Source organism: Ruegeria sp. ABM4_193 (assembly GCF_056158705.1).
Window position 1 is genome coordinate 256,328 of the sequence record NZ_JBSWTT010000003.1, and the last position, 21,939, is coordinate 278,266.

Sequence of the window (21,939 nt, forward strand, 5' to 3'; positions counted from 1 at the left end):
TAACCATCACCGGACGCGGGGTTTCGCGTCCGGACCTTTTCCCGGAGTCCGTCATGCAGACCCGCCGCATCCGCTGGCACATCGCCGTTTTCCTTGCCCCTGCGGTTCTGGTCTACACGGCGGTGATGATCTTCCCCTTGTTCAACACCCTCCGTCTTGCACTGTTCAGCGAGGTTGATCAGGCGCGCGTCTATGTGGGCTTGGAAAATTTCCGCACCCTGTTTTTCGACCCGATCTGGTCCGAACAGTTCTGGAACGCGTTGGGAAATAACTTCTGGTTTTTCCTGATCCACATGCTGGTGCAGAACCCCATCGGCATCGCCTTGGCGGCAATCTTGTCACATCCCCGCTTGCGGTTCGCTGCGCTTTACCGTTCGGCGATTTTCATCCCCACGATCCTAAGCTTTGTGATCGTTGGCTTCGCCTGGAAACTGATCCTGTCACCCCTTTGGGGTATCGCGCCGTCGATGCTGGACGCCATCGGTCTAAAGTCACTGTTTGCACCGTGGCTGGGTAAAGAAGAATACGCACTGACAACGCTGGCGCTGGTGTCGGTCTGGCAGTTCGTCGGGATCCCGATGATGTTGATCTATGCTGCCCTTCTGTCGATCCCCGAAGAAATCCTTGAGGCCGGAGAGATCGATGGGATTACCGGGGCTTCCGCGTTCTGGAAAATCAAACTGCCGCTCATATTGCCGTCCATCGGCATCATCTCGATCCTGACATTTGTGGGCAACTTTAACGCGTTCGACCTGATATACGTGTCGCAAGGCGCGCTAGCTGGGCCGGATTTCTCAACTGATATCCTTGGTACATTCATGTACCGAACCTTCTTTGGCTTCCAATTGCAATTGGGAGATCCGCATATGGGGTCCGCTATCGCTGGGGCCATGTTCGCGATCATCCTCGTGGGGGTCTGCATCTACCTCTTCGGCATCCAGACCCGGATGCGCCGGTACCAGTTGTGAGGGCATGGCCATGAACAAAGCACGCCAAAACCCGCTGAACACCGCCGCCATGCACGGGGCGCTGATCCTTTACACGCTGATCGCCCTGTTCCCGGTCTTCGTCATCATCATCAACAGCTTCAAAACCCGCCGCGCCATCTTTCGCGAACCGCTTGCCCTGCCCGACGCTGAGAGCTTCTCGCTGATCGGTTACCAGACGGTGATGAAACAAGGGGATTTCTTCCTCTATTTCCAGAATTCGATGATCGTTACGGTGGTGTCGCTGGCATTCATCCTGCTTTTTGGTGCCATGGCGGCCTTTGCCCTCAGTGAATACCGCTTCAAGGGCAACCTGCTGATGGGTCTCTATCTGGCGCTTGGGATTATGATTCCAATCCGTATCGGTACTGTCGCGATCCTCGAGATGATGGTGGCCACCGGGCTTGTGAACACGCTTTGGGCCTTGATCCTTGTCTACACGGCACAAGGATTACCGTTGGCGGTGTTTATCCTGTCCGAGTTCATGCGACAGGTGTCCGACGACCTGAAGGATGCAGGCAGGGTCGATGGGTTGTCGGAATATACGATCTTCTTCCGTCTTGTCCTGCCGCTCGTCCGCCCTGCCATGGCAACGGTCGCGGTATTCAACATGATCCCGATCTGGAACGATCTGTGGTTCCCGCTGATCCTCGCCCCGGCGGAGGAGACCAAAACCCTGACGCTGGGCAGTCAGGTCTTCATCGGTCAATTCGTCACCGATTGGAATGCGGTTCTGTCGGCCCTGTCGATGGCAATCCTGCCGGTGCTGGTGCTCTATGTCATCTTCTCGCGCCAACTGATCCGCGGCATCACTTCAGGAGCTGTCAAATGACCCGAGTTCTGATTGCTGGCCTTGGCAATATGGGCCTTAGCCACGCGCTGGCCCATCACCACCATCCGGACGCGCAAATCGTGGGATTGGTGAACAGGTCCGGTCATGTGGATCACCCCGAGCTGGGCCAGTATCCTGCCTATTCGGACTTCCACTCGGCGTTGGCCGAGACAAATCCGGATTTGGTCGTTGTCGCCACCTATTCCGATAGCCATGCCGATTATGCCTGCGCCGCGATGGAAGCTGGCGCGCATGTCTTCGTTGAAAAACCACTGGCCACCACAGTGGCTGATGCCAAACGCGTTGTCGAAAAGGCCACCCAAACCAACTGCAAACTGGTGATCGGCTACATTCTGCGCCATCACCCGTCGTGGATGCGCCTGATTTCCGAGGCGCGTGACCTTGGCGGGCCATATGTGTTTCGCCTGAACCTCAACCAGCAAAGCAGCGGGGCCGAGTGGGAAACGCATAAGGCGCTAATGCAAACCACCTCGCCCATCGTCGATTGCGGCGTGCATTACGTCGATGTGATGTGCCAGATCACGGATTCGGACCCGGTGCGCGTACATGGCATGGGCCTGCGCCTGAGCGATGAGATCGCCGAAGATATGTACAATTACGGACAGTTTCAGGTGGTCTTCGAGGACGGCTCGGTCGGTTGGTACGAGGCCGGTTGGGGCCCGATGATGTCTGAGACCGCGTTTTTCGTGAAAGACATCGTCTCGCCCAACGGGTCGGTTTCGATCACCGATGGCAACAAGGGCGCATCCTCAGATATCGACGGCCACACCAAGGTCGGCGGCATTTTGGTCCACCGCCCCGAAGGGGAAAGGGAGATCGACATGCCCGACGAACCCGGCCATCAGGAGCTTTGCGACGCAGAGCAGGCCTATATGCTGCGCTCTATTGCTGACGACATCGATCTAACCCGCCACATGAATGACGCCGTGCAATCGCTGGCCATCTGTCTGGCAGCAGACGAAAGCATCCGTACTGGCCAACCCATTTCGCTGAAAGAGGCACGCACATGACCGCCCTGACGCTTACGAACGTGAACAAGTCCTTTGGCACTGTTGAGGTGCTCAAGGACATCAACATCGAAGTGGAAGACGGTGAGTTTGTCGTCTTCGTCGGCCCCTCGGGTTGTGGAAAGTCCACTCTTCTGCGTGTGATCGCGGGGCTTGAGGATGTTACATCAGGCCAAGTGCGCATAGGCGGCGAAGTGATGAACCTCACCCCGCCTTCAAAACGCGGTATCGCGATGGTGTTCCAGAGCTACGCGCTTTACCCCCATTTGAACGTGCGCAAAAACATGTCGCTGGCGCTGAAACAGGAAGGTCAAAGCAAGCAGGTCATCGAGGAACGTGTTGCCAAGGCCAGTAAGATGCTGAACCTTGAACCTTACATCGACCGCTACCCGTCTGAATTGTCCGGCGGCCAGCGTCAGCGCGTTGCCATAGGCCGAGCCATCGTACGCGAACCCAAATTGTTTTTGTTTGACGAACCCCTATCCAATCTGGACGCAGCTTTGCGTATGAACACGCGGCTTGAAATCGCAAACCTGCACCAGCAGCTCGATGCCTCGATGATCTATGTCACCCATGATCAGACCGAAGCGATGACGTTGGCTGACAAGATCGTCGTGTTGCGCGACGGGCGTGTGGAACAGGTTGGCAGCCCGATGGAGTTGTACAACAATCCTGCCAATCAATTTGTCGCCGGTTTCCTTGGCGCACCATCGATGAATTTCTTCCCCGCCAGCTTAGTTGGAGAAAGCACAGACATCACAATGGGGGTCCGGCCCGAAGACCTCTATCTGACAGATGAAAGCCCTTTGAGCGCACAAGTGACCCATGTCGAGCATTTGGGAGGGGACACCAACGTGATCGCAATGATGCAAGGTCATCAGGTTACAGCCCGCCTGTTCGGTCAACACGAGGTCGCAACCGGCCAAAAGATACATATTGGTTTCACACCGGATCGCAGTTATCGCTTTGATACGCAGGGCGCTCGGCTCGCCTAAACCTCTGTTGAACTTCACCCGCCCCAGTCAGCCAAATGACCTGTGCGTTACCATCAGGCAAAGCGGTCTGGTGAAAAGGCCCCTATGTCGACATGAGGGCTTTGCCCGGCCATATCAGCCGCGACCAATCGGGCCGTGGTGGCCGCTAAAGTCAGCCCAAGCTGACCATGACCCGTGGCGAAATGAACGTTGTCCAGACGGTCACTGCGCCCAATGATCGGACGCGTGTCAGGGGTGAAGGGGCGATACCCAATACGTCGTTCAGCTTCTTCTGTTTTTAAGCCGGGCAAGACACGATGCGCCCGCCGGACGAGCACATCCGCCCGGTTCCAGTTCGGCGCTGCATCCAAACTTGCGAACTCAATCGTTCCGGCGACAGCCAGGGCCCCATCGTATGGCGTGACTCCGAACCCTCCCTTTGGATAAAAAATCGTGTGCTTCAGTTCCAGACCCGGATCAGACAGAGCCGTTAAGTATCCGGCCACGCCTTCCAACCGGATTGGAACGCCCAAATCTCGCGCCAGCATTTTGGATCGGGCGCCAGCAGCCAAAACAACGCGTCCTGTTGGCGCCACCGTGCCATCGGTCAGCCTGACCGAGCGCACCTGTCGACCTTCTCGGTCGAACCCTGCAGCCCCTGCCCGTTTGACGATGCCGCCCCGCTTTAGGAACGTTTGATGCAGAACTTCAACCAAACGTTTCGGATCCGTCACATAGCTCCAGTCGCGCAACAACGCGGCATATTTGAAATCAGGCGCTATAGCGGGGTCGAGTTCATGAGCTTCATGGCCCGAAATCTCGTCAATAGTGCATCCAAGTTCGCGCGCAAGATCAAAGGCAGCGCCCATAGTCGCCTTGTCAGCGTCATCGTCAAACAGCTTGATGATCGGGCGCTCGATCAGCAATTCCGGGTGGCCGATGTCATCCAACTGGGCTTTGAAATCCGCCGTGGCCGAGAATGTCAGCCGCGCCAGATCCGCCGCGATGGCGCGCATCTTTGACGGGCGAGCGTTCGCTGTGAACCGCGTGAACCACGGCAACAACTTCAACGCTGAACTGGGACGCAACGACAAGGGCGCTTCGCTGTCTAGCAACCATCCGGGCACTTTCAACATCATTCCGGGTTGCGACAAGGGAACAATTTCACCTACGGCAATACAACCGCATGACGCCCAACTTGCCCCCTCACCGACGGTGTTGGGCTCAAAAACCGTAACCTGATGTCCCTCAGCCTGCAGCGCCAGCGCACATGAAATGCCAACAATGCCACCGCCGACAACCGCGACCTCTTCCATCTGCAGCATTCCTATTGCAAATCATGCAGTTGCGACAACAACTCCGTACTAACAACTACGCCCTGTTCCTGAGCGGTGGCGCGGTTTTTCAACCGTCCGTCACCCGGAACACGGGCCGAGCCGTTGCCTTCGATTTCCGCACAGATACGCTTGACGTAGTCATTGAAACCCGGGTTTCCAAAGCGCGTAGGATCAATTGCGATCAACGTGGCCCCGCCTTTGATGTTCAAAGCGCCATGCTCTACACGCTCGGTATTGTCGACCGATAGCGTGCCACCGGCCAACGCCGCGCCTAAGACTTCGATCAGAAAGGCAATCGCGGCCCCTTTGTGCTCGCCAAAGGGCAGCAGGCTTCGGGATTCCAGAATGGCATTTGGATCGGCAGTGGGCTGACCATCCAGGGCCAAACCCGCCGGGCGCGGAAGATCGTGCCCCTCTGCCGCGGCCATACGAATATCCATCAGCGCAACCATCGATGACGCCTGATCCCAAACAACCGGCTCGGCCCCCTCGCGCGGGCAGGCGAAAGACATCGGGTTCGTTCCGAATACCGGCCGCACACCACCCTGTGGCACCACCATCGACAAAGAGTTTACAACTCCCAGCGCCACCAACCCCGCCTCGGCCAGTGGTTCGGTGTCAAAACGCAACGCTGCCAAATGGTGGCAATTGGCACAGGTGAAAGAGGCAATGCCGTTTTCACGTGCCATCGCAATCAGCTCGTCCCGCGCCGCTCCTGCTACAAGTTGATAGTACCCGTTGTCACCATCCCCGCGCAAAACGCCGGGGGCGATACGCTCAACCTTGGGCGACGCCGCCGGATTGGCATATCCCGAAGTGAAGCTTTGCACGTAGACCGGCAACATGCGCAGCCCGTGGCTGCGGGGACCGTCCCGTTCAGACCGGGTGACGATTTCCGCCAAAACAGCACTGCCGTGCGCATCCATCCCCGCCGCCACAAGGACCGATTTAGCCAGTTCCCTAACCTCTGCGAGTGAGAACGTTTTCGTCGAGATTTCCGTCATCTGGGTGATCCTGTCCTTGTAGAGCGTAACGGGGCGCGCCAGCGCCCACGTCAGAGTTAACTGCTGTATTCCCGGCGCTTTTTGGCGACAAACTCGTCCAGCGCACCGCGTTGATCGTCAGGCATCGGAGGCTGCACATAGTTGTCCAGCATCCGCCGCGCGGCTTCATTGCCAACAACCTCAGCCGTTTTCGATCCTTCTGCCTCCCACTGTTCAAAACTATCGTTGTTTTGCAAGTGGTTCATATGCATCGGGTTTTCACGCGTGTGGTCCGTACCCAGGAAATGCCCTCCGGGGCCGATCCGGGCGATGTCATCCAGCAACGGGCCCAGATCTTCGTCCTGAAGCCCGCTAAAGAAGCGATGGAAATTCTCAAGCTGCAACGTGTCCTGCACCCATTTCGAGTAGCTGACCCCCAACGCCCCTTCCAGAAAACCGGCCGAGTGCACAATGTAATTTGCCCCGCCAAGCAGCACGGGCCACATCGTGTTGGCCGTGTCAAAACCGGCCTGCATGTCGGGCGATTTTGACCCGGTCCACATTGTGCAGGTCCGCCACGGCACCTGATAGAACCGCGCCATCTGACCCACCAACAGGTTCATCAATCCCGGCTCAGGCGACCCCATCATCGGCGCGCCGGTTTTCATAGACACGCCCATGATTGCCACACCCAGAACCATCGGCGCGCCGCGTCGGATGATCTGGCTATAGGCCATTCCCGCCAAGGATTCCGCAATCAACAGCGCCACGCCGCCTTGCGGGCTGGCCGGGGTCGAAGCGCCCGCCAAAACAAAGGGCGACAACAGGCACGGCTGGTTGGCCGCTGCATAGACGCGCAGGCTTTCCAGCATGGTCTCATCCCAGACCAGCGGCGTGTTGCAGTTCAGCAGCGCAGCCATAATTACGTTATTATCTACAAACTCTTCTCCGAACACGATCCGGGTCATATCCACCGAGTCACGCGCCGCCTGTTCTGACAATACCGAACCTTTGATCGGCTTGTCGGTCAGCGTCAGCGCCGCGTGGACAAGCTCAAGATGGCGCTGCGGAACCGGAACATCCTGCGGTTCCACCGGCAGAATACCCGGAACCATCATCGACTGGCTCATCTGGCTCAACTTGAAGAAGTTGTGCGCATCCTCCAACTGCGAGGGGCGGCGCACGCCGTCAAGATCATAGACAAAGGGTGCGCCATAGGCGTTCGCGAAGACCGAGTGCTCGTTACCCACATGCAAAGACCTCTCTGGGTTGCGTGCCGCATAAGCCCATTCCGAAGGTACTGACGAGATCAGGTCCATCAGCATGTCGCGCCCAATACGGACGCGCTCGCCCTGAACATCCGCGCCATATTTCTTCCAGTCAGCCAACGCCACCGGATCGCGAAACTCAATGCCGGTGGTTTCCAGAATGGTCATCGCAGCATTGTGGATACGCTCGACCCCCTCAGGACCCAGCAGGTCAATGGGTCCGACCTTACGGTTCAGGGTCGGCAGGTAGACCGGGGGTGGGTTGGTGCGGGCCTGAACGCGTGCCGCGCGTCCACCACCACGGGTGGACCGTCCTCGTGCTTGTGCCATTTCAGCTCTCCTTCTCAGGCCCGAGCGCGCGCGCTGGTTGGGTCAACAGCGCAAACGTCGATCACCTCGGCCTCGCGCATTTCATTGTGAACCATCACCTGCATTTTCGTGCCCGGTGCGGTCATGTCCTGTGGCACAAGGGCCATCGCGATGTCGTGGTTGCAGTAGTAGGAAAATCCACCCGACGTGACGCGCCCGATTAGCTTGCCATCGGCGTACACACCTTCGTCAAACATCACCGAGGTATCGCAGAACGGCAGTTTCAGAGTCACCAACGTGTTGTAACCACCCTCTGCCTTTTGCTTTTGCAGCGCAGCCTTTCCAATGAACTCCCGCTCGACCATCTCGCCATTGACCTTTTCGGTCATGGCCACAAAGCGACCCAGATCAGCTTCGTAAGGTGTCATGTCCTTGCAAATCTCGCGGTTGATCGCGCGATAGGATTTCTCAAGCCGCATGGATTCCAGTGCTTCCAGGCCAAAGGGCTTCACCTCAGCCTTGAGAAGCAGATCGACCAAATGGCGGTTATATCCGACCGGGTGGTGCAGCTCCCATCCCAGCTCGCCGGTATACGAGACGCGCAGCAGATGAACACCTTTGGCATACCCTACCTCACCCATCTGTGCCGACAGCCACGGGAAAGCTTCGTTCGACAAGTCGTTGTCGGTCAGCGGTTGCAGAATCTCACGAGCTTTCGGACCGGCCAAAGCAATCACGCCCAGCTGTTCCGAGATATCCTCCAACACGACCGAGCCGTCCTTGGGCAGCAAGCGCTGCAACTGATCCCAGTTGTATGCGCGCCAGTTAGGGGTCGAAATCAGATAGAAATCATCCTCGGCATATCGAACGATGGTGTATTCCGCATCCATTCCGCCCTTGTCGTTCAACATCAGCGACAGGGTCATGCGGCCAATCTTCGGCAATTTGTTGGCCATCAGACTGTCCAGCCATTTTGCGGCACCGGGGCCACGCACGGTGAACTTGGTCATCGGCGACATTTCGATGAACCCGGCCTCTTCGCGGGTCGTGCGGACCTCGGCCTGTACCAGTTCCATGTGGTCGGTGCGGCGGAAACTGTGTTCGGGGATTGCCTCCGCGGGGGATTTGGCGAACCAGCGGGGGAACTCGTATCCGTTGAAGCTGGTCCAAACCGCGCCATGTGCGGTTAGCAGATCATAAGACCCCATGGTTTTCATCGGGCGCGCGTCCGGGAAGTCCTCTCCCGGAATATGCGCGTCCATATGGGTACCCCAGGTCTCGCGCACCTTGTCCATCGTCCAGCGCTTCGAGGCGTAGTCGGAAAAACGGCGTGGGTCGAGTTCGGACATGTCCATACCCGGGTCACCGTTCACGATCCATTTCGCCAGACGATTGCCGACTGTGCCGCCCCACAGAATACCGCCGGGCATACCTTCGGCCAGCCACAGATTGTCATGCCCCGGCGCGGGGCCCGCCAACGGCAATTCGTCCGGGGTCATCTGGAACGGCCCGCGTGTGTTGGCCTTTATACCAACCTCGCCGAGAGTCGGCACACGCTCAATGGCGCGTTCCCATTGGGTTTCCACCGCATCGAAATCCTCAGGCAGCAGATCGGCCCCGAAATCAGGCGGCACGCGATCCTCGGCAAACAGTTTGAGGTCCTTGGTGAATTCATACGGACCGAACTGAATCCCGCCCACATCCTCGCGCAGATATGCGCCGTAATCCTCGTCGCGCAGGATCGGGAATTCCGGCAGCCCCTGTGCACGGCGTTCCTTCAGCAGCGGCACGGTCTCGGTGGTCCAGTATTGATGTACGATTGGAATACAAGGCAGATCCAACCCCGCCCGCCGCGCGTTTTCGCGCGCGTAGTTGCCGGTGGCGAAGATCAGATGCTTACAGGTGATCTCACCCTTGTCGGTGGTCACCTTCCAAAGCCCGTTCTCCAGCTTTTTGTAAGATTGCGCTTCGGTGTTCTGGTAAACCTTTGCTCCCGCATCACGCGCCAGCTTTGCCATTGCCATGGTAATGTCAGCGGGGTTCACATAGCCGTCTTCAGTATGCAGGATACCGCCCCGGATATGTTCAGACTGGTTCAACAGCGGGTGAACCTCGGCCACCTGTTCCGGGGTCAGCAGTTTGCACGGCACGCCGGCGGCTTCGGCAATCGAGATATAAGACTGGAATTCGTCCCAGCGCTTTTCGGTGTTAGCAACGCGCAGCTGGCCGACTTTGCGCAACCCAACCGAGCTGCCCATCTTTTCCTCGACCTCGGTATAGATGCGGATGGTCTCCATCGTCATCTTCGACACGTTGTGAGAGCGTACAAAAGTCACCAACAGGCCCGCCGCGTGCCAGGTCGAGCCCGAGGTCAACGTCGTCCGTTCCAACATAACGGCATCGGTGCACCCATGCTCGGTCAAGCCGTACAGAATCGAGGCTCCGACACAGCCGCCCCCTACAACAACAACTTCGGCATGTGACTGCATTTGTTTTCTCCTCTCCCACTGCGCTGAAACCCCGACCAACGCCGCTCCGCAAGGCGGAAACTTGGTGGGTCAGGGATTCAGCACAGCACATGCTGCTTTACCCAATTCTTTGCGCTCACAGGCCAAGACCGCAATCGCAAAAAAATTCACTCTGGGCAAATTCAGCTAATGCGAATACGCCTAGGATAACTTAAATACACCGAAACCTCATAATACAGGTCAAACCACCTTGCCCTATGGTCCCTACGATTTCCCACCGCTCAGCTCGCTGATCAGTTTCGAAGCCGCCGCCCGCCATGTCAGCTTCAAACAGGCCGCCAGTGAACTGAATGTTACTCCGGCCGCCATCAGTCATCAGGTCAAAGCGCTCGAGGTTGAACTCAATTGCGCGTTGTTCCAGCGCCATCACCGAGGTGTGGAACTCACCGAAAGCGGCGCTTATTTGCTGGTTGCTTTGCAACGTGGGTTTGAGGGGATCAGCGAGGCACTCAAGCAGTTGCGCTCGCAATACGATCGTTCAGGTGTGACGATACGATCCAGCACTGCAGTCAGCTCGTTGTGGCTGACACCCCGCTTGGCGCAGTTTTGGAAGAATTTCGGACATATCTCTGTCACACAAGTCGTCACTGATTTGGGATACGACACGCAAAAATGTGACATAAGCATCAGGTATGGTGACGCGTCACGCGAACGTGGCACGCATCATGTTTTGTTCCGGGACCGGATCATGGCTTTGGCCAGCCCTGAATTTGTCCGGCAAAATAAAGTCGAACAGCTGCAGGACCTGCCCAAAATCCCACTTATACATCTGGACGCGCCCGGCACCGATTGGACAGGTTGGCAGGAATGGGCGGCTGGTTTGGGTTACTCCGGCTCACTCAAATCGGGGCACAGGGTGAACAATTACACCATTGCCTTGCAAGCTGCACAGGATGACATGGGCGCTGTACTGGGATGGGAAGGGCTGACCGCAGGTTTGGTTAGGTCAGGCAAACTGGCCAAGTTTTTGCCACAGACACTGTCAGCCCCTTTGGACTTTTACGTCGTGCTACACAACACCTCTTCGGATCGGGCTGCATTGGTCTACAAATGGTTGGTCGAGGATTCCAACTGATAGCCAACACTTTGCTGAAATGTTCGCTCGTCAACAAAATGGGGAACCGAAATCAGAGCCAAAGTGGTCGTTTCTTTTCCCTTCTCAGCACCCATTTGCGGGGACCGACTCCGTTTAAATTCGGTTCAGGTACTATGAGCCAGAAGCGCGCTTGTAGCGCGGGTCATACCAGCGGCGTATTGTTCGCTGGTTGTAGTCTTTAACAAAAGACCGGTTGAAACAGTCGTGAGCAGAAAGGCCAAATCCGCCGCCGCTTCGGGTGTTGGTACCACGTTTGCTTTCACCAAATAACCCGACAGGGCTTTTTCGAACTCTGCGCTGTAATCCATTTCGGCATCTGACGCGGATTCGATGGCAAATTCCATAATCTCGGCACCATGAGGCGTGCCCCGCCATATGGCCACGTGATCTCCGATCCAAGTCTGATACGCCCGGGCCAGAACATCCCGGGGCGAACCTTCTGCCTGGCTCAGAACATCAAGGGCCGCATTGGTCATCGATGTCAGCACTGTTCTGACAGCCCATTCCAGAACGGCTTCTTTCGATCCGAACTGGTTGTAGATCGACTGACGCGACAAACCAGCAGCTTCGGCAATGTCATTCATGGACACTTTGCGAAAGCCATATTGCGCAAAGACAGACAGGACTTCGAAAGCGTTTGACGATTTTTTCATTTTTACCTTGTTGACATTTTGGGTCGTGTTTGTAAATAGAGTACACAAGAATATACCCGTCTGCAACCTATATCGATTGGACCCCCTCGGATGGAACAGAAAATCACTGACTCGGGCTTCAGTAGCTGGAAGCCCTCGCAACTCCCGGAACTGAATGGCAAGACCTATGTCATCACCGGCGCAAATTCGGGCATCGGTTATGAAGCCGCCCGGATGCTGGGTGAAAAAGGCGCGACCGTTGTAATGGTCTGCCGCTCACGCGCAAAAGGTGAAACCGCACAGCGCAAGCTGTCAGCGTCCTCGAAGGGCAAGGTCGACCTTATCCTTATGGACCTCAGCGATCTGTCGTCGGTCCGCAAGGCGGCCGAGGAACTGCGCGGTCGCTATACCAAAATCGACGGCCTCATCAACAACGCAGGCATCATGATGACCCCGCAGGAAAAGACCGTTGATGGGTTTGACCTGCAGATGGGGGCCAACCATCTTGGCCATTTCCTATGGACCGGCCTGCTGCTGGATCTGGTTGAAGCTGCCGAAGGCCGTGTTGTTGTGCTATCCAGCCTGGTTCACAAGTACGGACCTCTGGATCTGGATGATTTCATGACCGACACCAAATACACGCCAATGAAGGCCTATACCCAGTCCAAACTGTCGAACCTGATGTTCGCGTTTGAACTGGATCGTCGCCTAAAGGCTGCCGGCAGCAAGGCCATCTGCGTCGCCTGCCACCCTGGCTATACCGATACCAACCTGCAATCTACCGGCCCGACCGGCTTTATGAAAGCCATGCTGGCCGTGATGAACAAACTGGCCGCGCAACGCCCCGAAGCCGGAGCCTATCCGACGGTGCTTGCCGCCGCCGGAACCGAAGCAAAGCGTGGCGCATATTACGGCCCGCAAAAAATGGGTGAATCCCGCGGCCCGGTTTCCGACGCCAAGGTGAAAGATCACGCACTGGATCTCGAAAAGCAGCGTCAGTTGTGGGCAAAAAGCGAGCAGCTGGTCGGGTTTGAATTCAACCTGCCTGCCGTCGCACACGCGGCATAACCACTTAAAGACAGACCCCCTCGATATCCCCCTCACTCACGAAACAGGTCCGGGCGGCGCAAAAGCTTCGCCCGGACCATTTGTAAATTCTCCCATCACACGGAGCGGCTCGTGATCAAAACGCTGTTTGTCTGGCTATTTGCCCTGTTCCTGATGACGGGCGGGATAACCCATTTTGTTTATCCGGCTGTATTTGATGGGTTCATGCCATCATTCATTCCCAAGACTCCTGCGCATATTCTGGCCGGTGTCGCCGAGATCGCAATTGCCGCTGCCCTGGTCTTACCTAAATTCCGAGCCTATGGCGGGCTGTTCGCAGCAATGTTGTGCACCGCCTATTTGCCGTTCCACATCTGGGACTTGTTCCGGCCCGATCCGGTTGTCGCGCCTCTTTGGGCCTCGATAACGCGCCTGTTTGTGCAATTTGCTATGATCGGATTTGGCATCCATCTTTGGCGTACGGAACCAAAAGTCAGGTCAAACTGAATTCCCTCCAACTGCAGGTAACACAACCTCTTCGAACGCAGCACCAATCAGACTTTAGTGGCGATGGTCGCGGCTGGGGCCGGATGGAGCATCAAGACGCCTTTGCTGTTTGATCACGCCCAACGGTTTTGAAACAGACTTCGGCTGCTCCGCCTTCCGGTCAAAAGCTTTTCCCGCACCTAGTCCATCGTGGCGACGCTGGATTGATCCCGATCCTTGCTGGAGCTGATGGATCGAAAGATACGAAGCCTGATCATATGTCCCGGCCATCTGGCAATGGCTAAGCCGGGCTTAGTATATTGAACCTCGCGCGAATTTCGCGCTCTTGCTCCGGCGTCAGATATTGGGGCTTGTGTTCGGCCAGGATGTCCTGCGCACGGGACCGGGCGCGGGCCCATGCATCCTGCGCCCCGTTTTCCGCCCATGTGCGCGGCTCATCACGGTCGGCAAGCGTGGGATAGAAATAATCCCGCTCCATCGCCGCATAGGTGTGTTGACCACCCAGAAAATGCCCCTCGCCCAGGACCGCGTCGCAGATCGCATCAAAGCCCAGGTTTTCATCACTCACCTCGATCCCCCGCAGCGCACGGTAGGTGTTCGAGTGCATTTCGTCGTCCAGCACAAACGCCTCAAAACTAGCCCCCAGCAGGGATGCGGTCATGCCCGAGCTTTCATAGATCAGGTTTCCTCCGGCCAGGGCCGCCGCCATCGAGGTGATGCCCTTCTCCATGCCATATTGCGCGTCAATCGCCTTGGCATCGGTCATCGAACAAGCCACACCCGAGGGTAATCCCAGCCAGTTAGACAACTGCGCCGAGGCCGCATTGAGCACGGCTGTCTCACCGCTGCCCCCCGAGAACGCACCGGTGCGCAGATCAATCACCAGCGGCCAGTTGGAAAAGACCATCGGAAAACCGGGCTGGATCGCATGGACCATAAGCAAGCTGGCCAGTGTTTCCGCCAGTGATTGCGCCAGAAACCCGGCCAGCGTGGCGGGCGCGGTCGCCCCCGCCTGCGCGGCGGTGATGCACGAAATCGGGATATTGTGCCGAATGCACTCATAGACCACATCCACCGCATCCTCGCCATAGCGCATGGGCGAGATCATCGGGCTGATATGCGCCTTCATGAACGGACGCTTGGCAAATTCGCCCGGTCCACCTGCTGCAATGTCCAGCATCTCGACAATCGGAGCGACATATTCAGCCAGCGTGAACGAGGTTGCCGTGGGTTTGGTCGTGTTCTTGATCAGCGCGAAGGCTGTATTGACGTCCAGATCGAAATTGTCCGGCACATCCGTCGCAACACAACAGCGGGTGTACCAGCTGACATTGGCCAGCGTGTCCTGCAGCCGTGTGAAGTTGTGCAGGTCTTGCAATGTCGAGGGCCGGTACAGACCGCTGTCCAAATCCAGTGTCTGCACCGCCGCGCCACCGGTGCCGAAATAGACCTTGTTGCCACCCACCTCGATGGATCGGGCCGGATCCCGGCCATGCAGTATGAACGTCTTTGCGGCCTGATCGATGGCCTCCTCCACCAGCTTTGGCGGAAACAGGACACGCCCTTTGCCATTGTCGATAGCGCCAATAGCCAAAAGGTCTTTTTGCAGGCGTTTCGGCACCTCACCAACGCCCAGCTGTTCCAGCAGGTCCAGAGAGGTGTCGTAAATGCGCCGCAGATCCGCATCGCTGAGCGGTTTGTAGGCTCCGCCAAACTGACCCGGAGGGCAAGGATCAACAGCCGGTTTCGCTGCGCGCGCAGCTAGCCGTTCGCGACGGCCCCCTCTCTTTCCACGCTGCCCTGCCATGTTTGCTCCTTCGGCCGCATTTTGACCGCGATAGAAGAAGCTTAACCGAAGCAATTACAACGACCTCGCCAAAAACTCGAAAAAATCGAACTTAGAGTTCGATTTACTTTGAATTATTATCCGACATATTGCGAAGCCTTCTAATCTGCGGGCCTATCTCGGCAAACTGTTTTTCGGAGGCTCGTGTCACATGAAATCCCGCACCAAGGTTGTCGTCATTGGCGGTGGTATTGCCGGATGTTCAACGCTCTATCACCTGACCCAAGAGGGGTGGAGCGATGTTGTTCTGGTTGAACGCAACGAATTGACAAGTGGCACGACCTGGCATTCCGCCGCGCAAGTGACCAATTTTGGCATGAACCAGACGATGGTCGGGCTGAAGACGCATTCGATCAACCTGTATAAAGAGCTGTCGGAAAACCCAGAATACCCGATCAACTACCACCATGCCGATGGCGGCATCCGCCTCGCGAATACCGAAGCGCAGATGCAGGGTTACCGCCACTTTGCCTCAATGGCGCGGGGCATGGCAGTTGACTTCGAGGTGATCGATGCTGAGGAATGCGCCCGCCGCCATCCGCTGATCTCGACCACAAACCTGCTGGGTGGGCTCTGGGATCCGCTGGATGGCGATATTGACCCGGCGCAGCTGTGCCAAGCACTGGCCTATCACGCCCGCAAGGCCGGGGCCGAGGTCTATCGCAACACGCCGGTCACCGCGCTGACGCAACACAAGGACGACACCTGGACCGTGCATACAGAACAGGGCGATATTGATTGCGACATCGTGGTCAACGCCTGCGGTTACCGCGTCAACGAAGTCGGCGCGATGATGGGTGTACATCACCCGGTTGCGTCTATGGAGCATCAATATTTCCTGACCGAGGACATCCCCGGCATCGCCGAGGCAGGCCACCGGATGCCACTGTTGCGCTGCCCGATCAGCGACTATTACAGCCGTCAGGAAAAGGACGGTCTGCTGGTTGGCTTCTACGAGCAGGATTGCAAACCGTGGGGCATGGACGGGATTGACCCGAACTTTGTCAACGCGCTGTGCCCCGATGATCTGGACCGGGTCATGGATGTGCTGGAAGGCGCTTTTGAACGCATGCCCGCCTTGCGCGAAACCGGCATCCGATCCGTGGTGAATGGCCCGATCACCTACACAATCGACGGCGCACCGTTGGTCGGGCCGATTCCGGGTAAGTGCAACGCTTTCTGTATCATCGGTCTGCGCGCCGGGTTGGGCGAAGGCGGCGGCCACGGCTGGTTGCTGGCGCAACAGATCGTGCATGGCGAGGCGTGTTATGACACCTGGTGCCTCGACCCCCGCCGCTTTACCGGACACGCGAATGTCGAACTGACCTCGCTGAAAGCCATCGAGGACTACCAGAACGAATTCCGCTTCCACTTTCCCCATGAACACCGCCCCGCAGGTCGTCCGGCGAAGACCACGCCGCTAACACCGGTTCTGGCCGCTGAAGGGGCTGAGTTCACCGTGGTGAACGGGTGGGAGCGGGTCGATTACATCAAACCCTCACCCGACTTTCACCCCAGCCTGACCTTTAACTTTGACGAAGCCTTTGACGTGGTCGCCGCTGAGATCAAGAACGTGCAGGAGAATGTTGGCCTGTGCGAGGTCAACGGCTTTAACCGGTTTGAAATAACCGGTACGGACCGCCACGCCTTCCTAGACCGCATGTTCTGCGGCGCGGTAACAAAACGTGCGGGCCGGGTAGGTTTGGGCTATCTGCTGAACCATCACGGCATGATCAAGGGCGAGGCCACCGTGGCCAACATCCCAGCCAGCGACCGGGGCCCCGCGCGGGTCTGGTACGGCTCGGCAGCAGCCAGTGAGTACCACGACATGGATTGGCTGACCCGGCACCTACGCGATGGAGAGGACGTTCAAATACGCTCTCTGACCAACGACCAGACGATCCTTGTTCTGGCCGGTCCCAAGGCGCGCGATGTCCTGTCCGCTTGTTCCCGCGGTGATTGGTCGAAACAGGCTTTCCCCTGGCTATCAGTCAGAGAGTGCTTCATCGGGTTTGCCCCGGCCACTGTCATGGGCGTCAGCTTCTCAGGCGAGCTCGCCTATGAAATCCACGTACCAAACGCTTCGCTCTATGCCGCCTATCTGGCACTGCGTGCGGCGGGCGAGGCGCACGACCTGAAGCTGTTCGGGGCCCGCGCGGTGGAGTCCATGCGGATGGAGAAAGGTTTCTTGCATTGGAAAGCCGACTTGCTAACAGAGTTTGACCCGTTCGAGACAGCACTGGACCGCTTCGTCAAGTTGAGTAAAGGCGATTTTATCGGCAAAACGGCGCTGGAAAAACGTCACGCCAGCGGCCCCAACAAAAAGCTGGTGACCCTGATAGTCGACGCGACCCACGCCCCGGCCCACGGCGGCGCCTCACTGATGCAAGGTGAAACCGTTGTCGGCACCATCACCTCGGGCGATTGGGGGCATCGGGTTGGCTTGAACCTGGCCTATGCCTTCGTGAACCCCGATCTGGCCGCTGTTGGCAGCACAATGCAATTGGATTTGTACGGGGATCTGGTCAAGGCAGAGGTCATCTCGTCTTCCCCCTACGATCCAGACCACACCCTCATGCGCAGTTGAGGTCGCCATGACCACCGTGCCAGTTTTAACTCTTGCAGGCACGGGCATTACTCGAAAAGACTGTCTGGCTACTTAATTTCGTTGGGATCGTAAGAACAAATGTGCGCGTTCAGAGCTTTGCAGTAGAGCCCTGTCAGATGCCAAAAGCATTCAGCGTGTGCATGACCCCGCGCAGTTCGGCCAATCCGCGAAGCCTCCCGATTGCGGGATAACCTGGAACTGAGTCTCGTTCTTGATCGTGAAGGATGCGATGCCCGTGATCCGGGCGCATTGGGATTTCAACGCCCGTCACACGCTCAATACGCAAGAGCTTGCGCGCAGATGGGCAAAATGGATGCGGGGCCCGAGCTGACGAGCAATGGCCACCAAATCGTTTTTGGAATGTGCACCCAGCGATCCGGTGCACAAGGTAAATCCCGACGCCGGAGATGAAGAGATTGCGGCAATGGCTTCGAGATCGGCCTGGGTCGAAACAATCCGCGGCAGGCCGAACAGATCCATCGGCGGATCATCGGGGTGGATCGACAACTTTGCCCCTTCGGCTTCTGCCACTGGCAGAACGATTTCCAGAAACGCGGCGAGCTGCCGCCTGAGTGTCGCGTGATCGCAATCGTCATAGGCGGCAAGTCGGGTGCGGAACGTATCCAGCGTATAGCTTTCCTTTGATCCCGGCAGTCCGGCAATCACTGTGCGCGTCAACCGGTCAAGCATCGGCAAATCTGCCTTCGCAAACCAGTCTTCCGCCGCCGCCAGATCCTGTGCCGTATAACTGTCCTGTGCTCCGTCGCGCCGCAAAACAATTAAGTCAAAGACAGCGTAGGCAGCGAAATCGAACCGCAGCGCCAGAGACCCATCCGGCAGCGCATAATTCAGATCGGTGCGCGTCCAGTCTAGCACTGACATGGAATTTAACAGATATTGCAAATGCCCTGACGGGCCAGACGCCGCAGGTTTTCAGCCCAGATATATGCCTAACGCACCCAATCTGGCGCGCCGGTCTGACGGATATGAGCTAGCGGAATAGGGTCTTTCGGCCCGAACCAACGCCAACTTTCCAGCATGACTGCCCCCTGTTCCCTGCGTTTAACCTGACACCGATTTGGAGTACGGAAACCCATCAAACTCGGGGTTTTCAACATCCGATAGTTCCAAAAGTGTCAACCGAACGTTTTCAAGATGCTGCCACATCGCTTGCCGCGCGCCTTCCGCATCGCGACGACGCAGGGATTCAAGAACAGCTGCGTGATCGTCCAGCCACTGACTGCGATACCCGATGTCAAAAATGCGAGAATGCAGCCTGTCCCACATCGGACTGGATTCCCTTAGATGCCAAAGCGTATCGATCTGATTGACCAGAACCGAACTTTGCGTGGCCTCGGCAATCTGCAAATGAAACTGACGATCCGCCCGATAGTCGTCTTCACCGGCTTGGATCGAGCGTTTCTCCAACTCAAGCGTTTCACGCTGCGACAGAATATCGGCTTTGGTCACCGAGGTGACCGCGAATCCGGCGAAGCTGCTTTCCAAAAATTGCCGAGCCTGCAACAGCTCGAACAGGTTTTCCCCACCGATCTGGCGGCCGAACCCAAGTTTCGCGCCCTGCTTCAGAACGCCTATCGGGCAGTTTCAAAACAAGGCGCAAGAGCAGCTCTGTCCCAAGCCATACAGCCGAAGAACGACAGTCCATAACCGGTCTCCCGGACCATAGTTTTCTGTGGCATTCCACTCGGGCTGAATGCGGTTTGCAAAGAACACATTAACTGGGTGCTCATCACGGCGGGCGCGCGCCACGCCGGTTAGGCCTACGTGTTCTAATCAATGGTTCCGCTCCCGGGTAGCTCGATCTTTCGCAGTAAGATCCCGCTCCCTCACATGACGGTTCTTTGTTCGACATGCGCTGGGACGAGGGCGCGGACGAGGTCTTTCATGTTGAGGATGCCGACCTGTGTTTTGCCGCTCATAACGCGGTAGGTTTTGTAAGTGTCGCCACCCGAGATCGAGATCAGGTGTTCGAGGTTGTCGTTAACATCCACCTCGCCGTCAAACTCACCTTCGTGGGTTCCGTCCTTGTCCATCACCGAGCGCACGCGCAGCACGCGGGCGCGGTTGATGTCGCTCACGAAGTCCTCAATGTAAGGATCGTTCGGGTTCAACAGGATGTGCTGCGGCTCGCCCTGTTGCACCACGTAGCCATCCTTCAGGATCACCAGGTGGTCAGCCAGCTTCAGCGCCTCGTCCAGATCGTGGGTGATGAAGATGATCGTCTTGTGCAGGTCTTTCTGTAACTCCAGCAGCAGGTCCTGCATGTCGGTGCGGATCAGTGGATCAAGCGCCGAGAACGCTTCGTCCATCAGCATGATCTCGGAATCCGAGGCCAGCGCCCGGGCGATCCCCACGCGCTGCTGCATCCCGCCTGACAGCTGGTGCGGATAGTGGTCCTCGTATCCCGCAAGGCCAACGCGCGCGAGCCACTTCTTGCCCGCCGCCACGATCTCGTCCTTGGTATCGCCGCGCACGGCCAGCGCCATGCCCGCGTTTTCCGCCACCGTTTTGTGCGGCAGCAGCGCGAACTTCTGAAACACCATCGACATTGTGTTCAGCCGCATGTCGCGCAGCTTCAACGGGTCATAGTCCAATACGTTCTGCCCATTGACCCAAACCTCTCCGGCCGTGGGTTCGATCAACCGGTTCAGGTGTCGGATAAGGGTCGATTTGCCCGACCCTGACAGACCCATGATCACTGTGATCTCACCGGCCTGCATGTCGACATTTATGTCTTGCAGGCCCAGCACGTGGGCTTCCTTCTCCAGCAGGTCGGTCTTGCCCATACCCTGGCGCACCTGTTCCATCGCGCGATCAGGATGCGCGCCGAAGATCTTGTAAAGGTTGCGGATTGAGATTTTAGGTTCAGCACTCATGTCCCGCCCTCCTTAATGCTTCTGTGCCGCGGCAACACGGGCCAGCGCCGCCTTGGACACCCGGTCCAGCACGATTGCCAGCAACACGATGCCGAGACCAGCGATCAGGCCGACGCCCAGTTCAAGATTACGGATGCCGCGCAACACCAAAACACCCAGACCGGGCGCCGAGACCAGCGAGGCGATCACCACCATCGCAAGGCTCATCATGATGGTTTGGTTCACACCCGCCATAATGTTTGGTAAGGCCAGTGGTAGCTCGACCCCCCACAGTTTCTGACGCGGCGACATGCCGAAGGCATTCGCCGCCTCAACCACATCCTTGTCAACCAGACGAATGCCCAAGTCGGTCAGGCGGATCACAGGCACGATGGCGTACACAATGATCGCAATGCCGTAGAGTTTCGGTTCGGTAACGCTGAACAGGAAGATCAGCGGGATGAGATACACAAAGGTCGGTAGCGTTTGCAGCAGGTCCAGAACCGGCAGGATCATACGCTGAAAGCTATCGGATTTGGCCATGGCGATGCCGATGGGCACCCCCAGCAGAATACAAAGCCCGGTACAGACCAGCACAATCGACAGTGTCTGCATCGCCGGCTCAAGATGATCGATGAAGCCCAAAAAGCAAAATACGAAGATCACGAATCCGGTTACGATGGCCGAGCGTGAAACATACCAAGTCAGCACAAACAGCGCCGGCAGCATGATCCACCACGGCACCGCATCCACCGCAAGCAGCGCCCATTCCAGCATCCATGACAGCGGTTGCGTCAACGGGTCCAGCACCAGCTTCAACCCGTCCTTGATGGCAAGAAAGCCATCCTCAACCGCAGACACAAAATCCCGCGATTGTGGGATCGCAGGACAGGCTTCGTTCAAGGCATCAAGAGAGGGAAAGGGAAAAGTCGGGCCATTGTCGACATTCTCAGCATTGGCCTGCGCCAGCAAATCGGCCATCGAAAGATTTGCCCCGCCGCCAGAAGACTCGCACCAGTCACGGAGTCCCAACGCATCGAACATGCGGTCATAAAAAGCCATATCGTCCCCTTCCAACAACA

19 protein-coding genes are annotated in these 21,939 nt (G+C 57.4%); 8 read left to right on the forward strand and 11 right to left on the reverse strand.

The genetic code is table 11. The features are described from left to right. Positions 1-53: 53 nt before the first annotated feature. Genes ACXADZ_RS19455 through ACXADZ_RS19470 form a run of 4 tightly spaced genes read left to right on the forward strand, consistent with a single transcriptional unit; the run spans position 54 to position 3,841 of the window. A complete protein-coding gene (locus tag ACXADZ_RS19455) occupies positions 54-968 on the forward strand; it encodes a carbohydrate ABC transporter permease (RefSeq protein WP_171095593.1) in 915 nt (304 codons plus the stop codon). A gap of 10 nt (positions 969-978) precedes the next feature. Next, positions 979-1,818, forward strand: a complete 840-nt coding sequence (locus ACXADZ_RS19460; RefSeq protein WP_171187418.1) for a carbohydrate ABC transporter permease — start codon at positions 979-981, stop codon at positions 1,816-1,818. Beyond that, the gene (locus ACXADZ_RS19465; protein WP_475199056.1) at positions 1,815-2,849 is read left to right on the forward strand and encodes a Gfo/Idh/MocA family protein; all 1,035 of its coding nucleotides are present in this window, start codon (positions 1,815-1,817) and stop codon (positions 2,847-2,849) included. The genes ACXADZ_RS19460 and ACXADZ_RS19465 overlap by 4 nt, the downstream gene beginning before the upstream one ends. Then, a complete protein-coding gene (locus tag ACXADZ_RS19470) occupies positions 2,846-3,841 on the forward strand; it encodes an ABC transporter ATP-binding protein (RefSeq protein WP_171672517.1) in 996 nt (331 codons plus the stop codon). The genes ACXADZ_RS19465 and ACXADZ_RS19470 overlap by 4 nt, the downstream gene beginning before the upstream one ends. A 53-nt stretch (positions 3,842-3,894) precedes the next feature. On the opposite strand, the gene ACXADZ_RS19475 is transcribed toward ACXADZ_RS19470, so the two are convergent. From ACXADZ_RS19475 to ACXADZ_RS19490, 4 genes are read right to left on the reverse strand one after another with little or no spacing between them, the layout of a single operon-like run. Then, on the reverse strand, positions 3,895-5,136 hold the full coding sequence (locus tag ACXADZ_RS19475; protein WP_171672519.1) for an NAD(P)/FAD-dependent oxidoreductase: 1,242 nt from the start codon (positions 5,134-5,136) through the stop codon (positions 3,895-3,897). Positions 5,137-5,147: 11 nt separating this feature from the next. Beyond that, positions 5,148-6,161 carry an Ldh family oxidoreductase gene (locus ACXADZ_RS19480; protein ID WP_475199058.1) on the reverse strand — a complete coding sequence of 338 codons (1,014 nt, stop codon included), beginning with the start codon at positions 6,159-6,161 and terminating at the stop codon, positions 5,148-5,150. Positions 6,162-6,217: 56 nt separating this feature from the next. Continuing rightward, positions 6,218-7,738: a trimethylamine methyltransferase family protein gene (locus ACXADZ_RS19485; protein WP_475199059.1), complete on the reverse strand. Its 1,521-nt coding sequence runs from the start codon at positions 7,736-7,738 to the stop codon at positions 6,218-6,220. Between the two features lie 14 nt (positions 7,739-7,752). Beyond that, a complete protein-coding gene (locus tag ACXADZ_RS19490) occupies positions 7,753-10,206 on the reverse strand; it encodes a GcvT family protein (RefSeq protein WP_475199061.1) in 2,454 nt (817 codons plus the stop codon). A gap of 229 nt (positions 10,207-10,435) precedes the next feature. On the opposite strand from ACXADZ_RS19490, the gene ACXADZ_RS19495 reads away from it, so the two are divergent. Further along, positions 10,436-11,320 (forward strand): LysR family transcriptional regulator, encoded by an 885-nt coding sequence (locus ACXADZ_RS19495; RefSeq protein WP_475199063.1) that lies wholly within the window; start codon positions 10,436-10,438, stop codon positions 11,318-11,320. 125 nt (positions 11,321-11,445) lie between these two features. On the opposite strand, the gene ACXADZ_RS19500 is transcribed toward ACXADZ_RS19495, so the two are convergent. Next, the gene (locus ACXADZ_RS19500) at positions 11,446-11,994 is read right to left on the reverse strand and encodes a TetR/AcrR family transcriptional regulator (RefSeq protein WP_475199065.1); all 549 of its coding nucleotides are present in this window, start codon (positions 11,992-11,994) and stop codon (positions 11,446-11,448) included. Positions 11,995-12,084: 90 nt separating this feature from the next. Here ACXADZ_RS19500 and ACXADZ_RS19505 point away from each other — a divergent pair, with 90 nt between their 5' ends. Together ACXADZ_RS19505 and ACXADZ_RS19510 are read left to right on the forward strand one after the other, a co-directional pair. Next, complete coding sequence (locus ACXADZ_RS19505; RefSeq protein ID WP_475199066.1) at positions 12,085-13,041, forward strand: oxidoreductase; 957 nt, start codon at positions 12,085-12,087, stop codon at positions 13,039-13,041. Positions 13,042-13,152: 111 nt separating this feature from the next. Beyond that, positions 13,153-13,527, forward strand: coding sequence for a hypothetical protein (locus ACXADZ_RS19510; protein ID WP_475199068.1), 375 nt, complete (start codon positions 13,153-13,155; stop codon positions 13,525-13,527). Between the two features lie 280 nt (positions 13,528-13,807). On the opposite strand, the gene ACXADZ_RS19515 is transcribed toward ACXADZ_RS19510, so the two are convergent. After that, a complete protein-coding gene (locus tag ACXADZ_RS19515; RefSeq protein ID WP_475199069.1) occupies positions 13,808-15,334 on the reverse strand; it encodes a trimethylamine methyltransferase family protein in 1,527 nt (508 codons plus the stop codon). Positions 15,335-15,524: 190 nt separating this feature from the next. Between ACXADZ_RS19515 and ACXADZ_RS19520 the strand changes: the two genes are divergently transcribed. Then, positions 15,525-17,960: a GcvT family protein gene (locus tag ACXADZ_RS19520; RefSeq protein WP_475199072.1), complete on the forward strand. Its 2,436-nt coding sequence runs from the start codon at positions 15,525-15,527 to the stop codon at positions 17,958-17,960. A 133-nt stretch (positions 17,961-18,093) separates the two neighbouring features. Here the strand turns inward: ACXADZ_RS19520 and ACXADZ_RS19525 are convergent, their stop codons facing one another. From ACXADZ_RS19525 to ACXADZ_RS19545, 5 genes are all read right to left on the reverse strand, one after another. After that, a complete protein-coding gene (locus ACXADZ_RS19525; RefSeq protein WP_475199075.1) occupies positions 18,094-18,231 on the reverse strand; it encodes a mannonate dehydratase in 138 nt (45 codons plus the stop codon). 17 nt (positions 18,232-18,248) lie between these two features. Beyond that, entirely contained in the window at positions 18,249-18,863 is a 615-nt protein-coding gene (gene uxuA, locus ACXADZ_RS19530) for a mannonate dehydratase (protein WP_475199077.1), read from the reverse strand. A 180-nt stretch (positions 18,864-19,043) separates the two neighbouring features. Continuing rightward, a complete protein-coding gene (locus ACXADZ_RS19535; protein ID WP_475199080.1) occupies positions 19,044-19,505 on the reverse strand; it encodes an FCD domain-containing protein in 462 nt (153 codons plus the stop codon). Positions 19,506-19,828: 323 nt separating this feature from the next. Beyond that, positions 19,829-20,878 carry a quaternary amine ABC transporter ATP-binding protein gene (locus ACXADZ_RS19540; protein WP_475199082.1) on the reverse strand — a complete coding sequence of 350 codons (1,050 nt, stop codon included), beginning with the start codon at positions 20,876-20,878 and terminating at the stop codon, positions 19,829-19,831. A 12-nt stretch (positions 20,879-20,890) separates the two neighbouring features. After that, positions 20,891-21,919, reverse strand: coding sequence for an ABC transporter permease (locus ACXADZ_RS19545; protein ID WP_171095564.1), 1,029 nt, complete (start codon positions 21,917-21,919; stop codon positions 20,891-20,893). Positions 21,920-21,939: the final 20 nt, after the last annotated feature.

Excerpts from the sequence above, each read along its gene's own strand:
- ACXADZ_RS19455 (WP_171095593.1), top strand. The coding sequence starts at position 54 with ATGCAGACCCGCCGCATCCGCTGGCACATCGCCGTTTTCCTTGCCCCT.
- ACXADZ_RS19460 (WP_171187418.1), top strand. The coding sequence starts at position 979 with ATGAACAAAGCACGCCAAAACCCGCTGAACACCGCCGCCATGCACGGG.
- ACXADZ_RS19465 (WP_475199056.1), top strand. The coding sequence starts at position 1,815 with ATGACCCGAGTTCTGATTGCTGGCCTTGGCAATATGGGCCTTAGCCAC.
- ACXADZ_RS19470 (WP_171672517.1), top strand. The coding sequence starts at position 2,846 with ATGACCGCCCTGACGCTTACGAACGTGAACAAGTCCTTTGGCACTGTT.
- ACXADZ_RS19475 (WP_171672519.1), bottom strand. The coding sequence starts at position 5,136 with ATGGAAGAGGTCGCGGTTGTCGGCGGTGGCATTGTTGGCATTTCATGT.
- ACXADZ_RS19480 (WP_475199058.1), bottom strand. The coding sequence starts at position 6,161 with ATGACGGAAATCTCGACGAAAACGTTCTCACTCGCAGAGGTTAGGGAA.
- ACXADZ_RS19485 (WP_475199059.1), bottom strand. The coding sequence starts at position 7,738 with ATGGCACAAGCACGAGGACGGTCCACCCGTGGTGGTGGACGCGCGGCA.
- ACXADZ_RS19490 (WP_475199061.1), bottom strand. The coding sequence starts at position 10,206 with ATGCAGTCACATGCCGAAGTTGTTGTTGTAGGGGGCGGCTGTGTCGGA.
- ACXADZ_RS19500 (WP_475199065.1), bottom strand. The coding sequence starts at position 11,994 with ATGAAAAAATCGTCAAACGCTTTCGAAGTCCTGTCTGTCTTTGCGCAA.
- ACXADZ_RS19505 (WP_475199066.1), top strand. The coding sequence starts at position 12,085 with ATGGAACAGAAAATCACTGACTCGGGCTTCAGTAGCTGGAAGCCCTCG.
- ACXADZ_RS19515 (WP_475199069.1), bottom strand. The coding sequence starts at position 15,334 with ATGGCAGGGCAGCGTGGAAAGAGAGGGGGCCGTCGCGAACGGCTAGCT.
- ACXADZ_RS19520 (WP_475199072.1), top strand. The coding sequence starts at position 15,525 with ATGAAATCCCGCACCAAGGTTGTCGTCATTGGCGGTGGTATTGCCGGA.
- ACXADZ_RS19525 (WP_475199075.1), bottom strand. The coding sequence starts at position 18,231 with ATGCGCCCGGATCACGGGCATCGCATCCTTCACGATCAAGAACGAGAC.
- uxuA (WP_475199077.1), bottom strand. The coding sequence starts at position 18,863 with ATGTCAGTGCTAGACTGGACGCGCACCGATCTGAATTATGCGCTGCCG.
- ACXADZ_RS19540 (WP_475199082.1), bottom strand. The coding sequence starts at position 20,878 with ATGAGTGCTGAACCTAAAATCTCAATCCGCAACCTTTACAAGATCTTC.
- ACXADZ_RS19545 (WP_171095564.1), bottom strand. The coding sequence starts at position 21,919 with ATGGCTTTTTATGACCGCATGTTCGATGCGTTGGGACTCCGTGACTGG.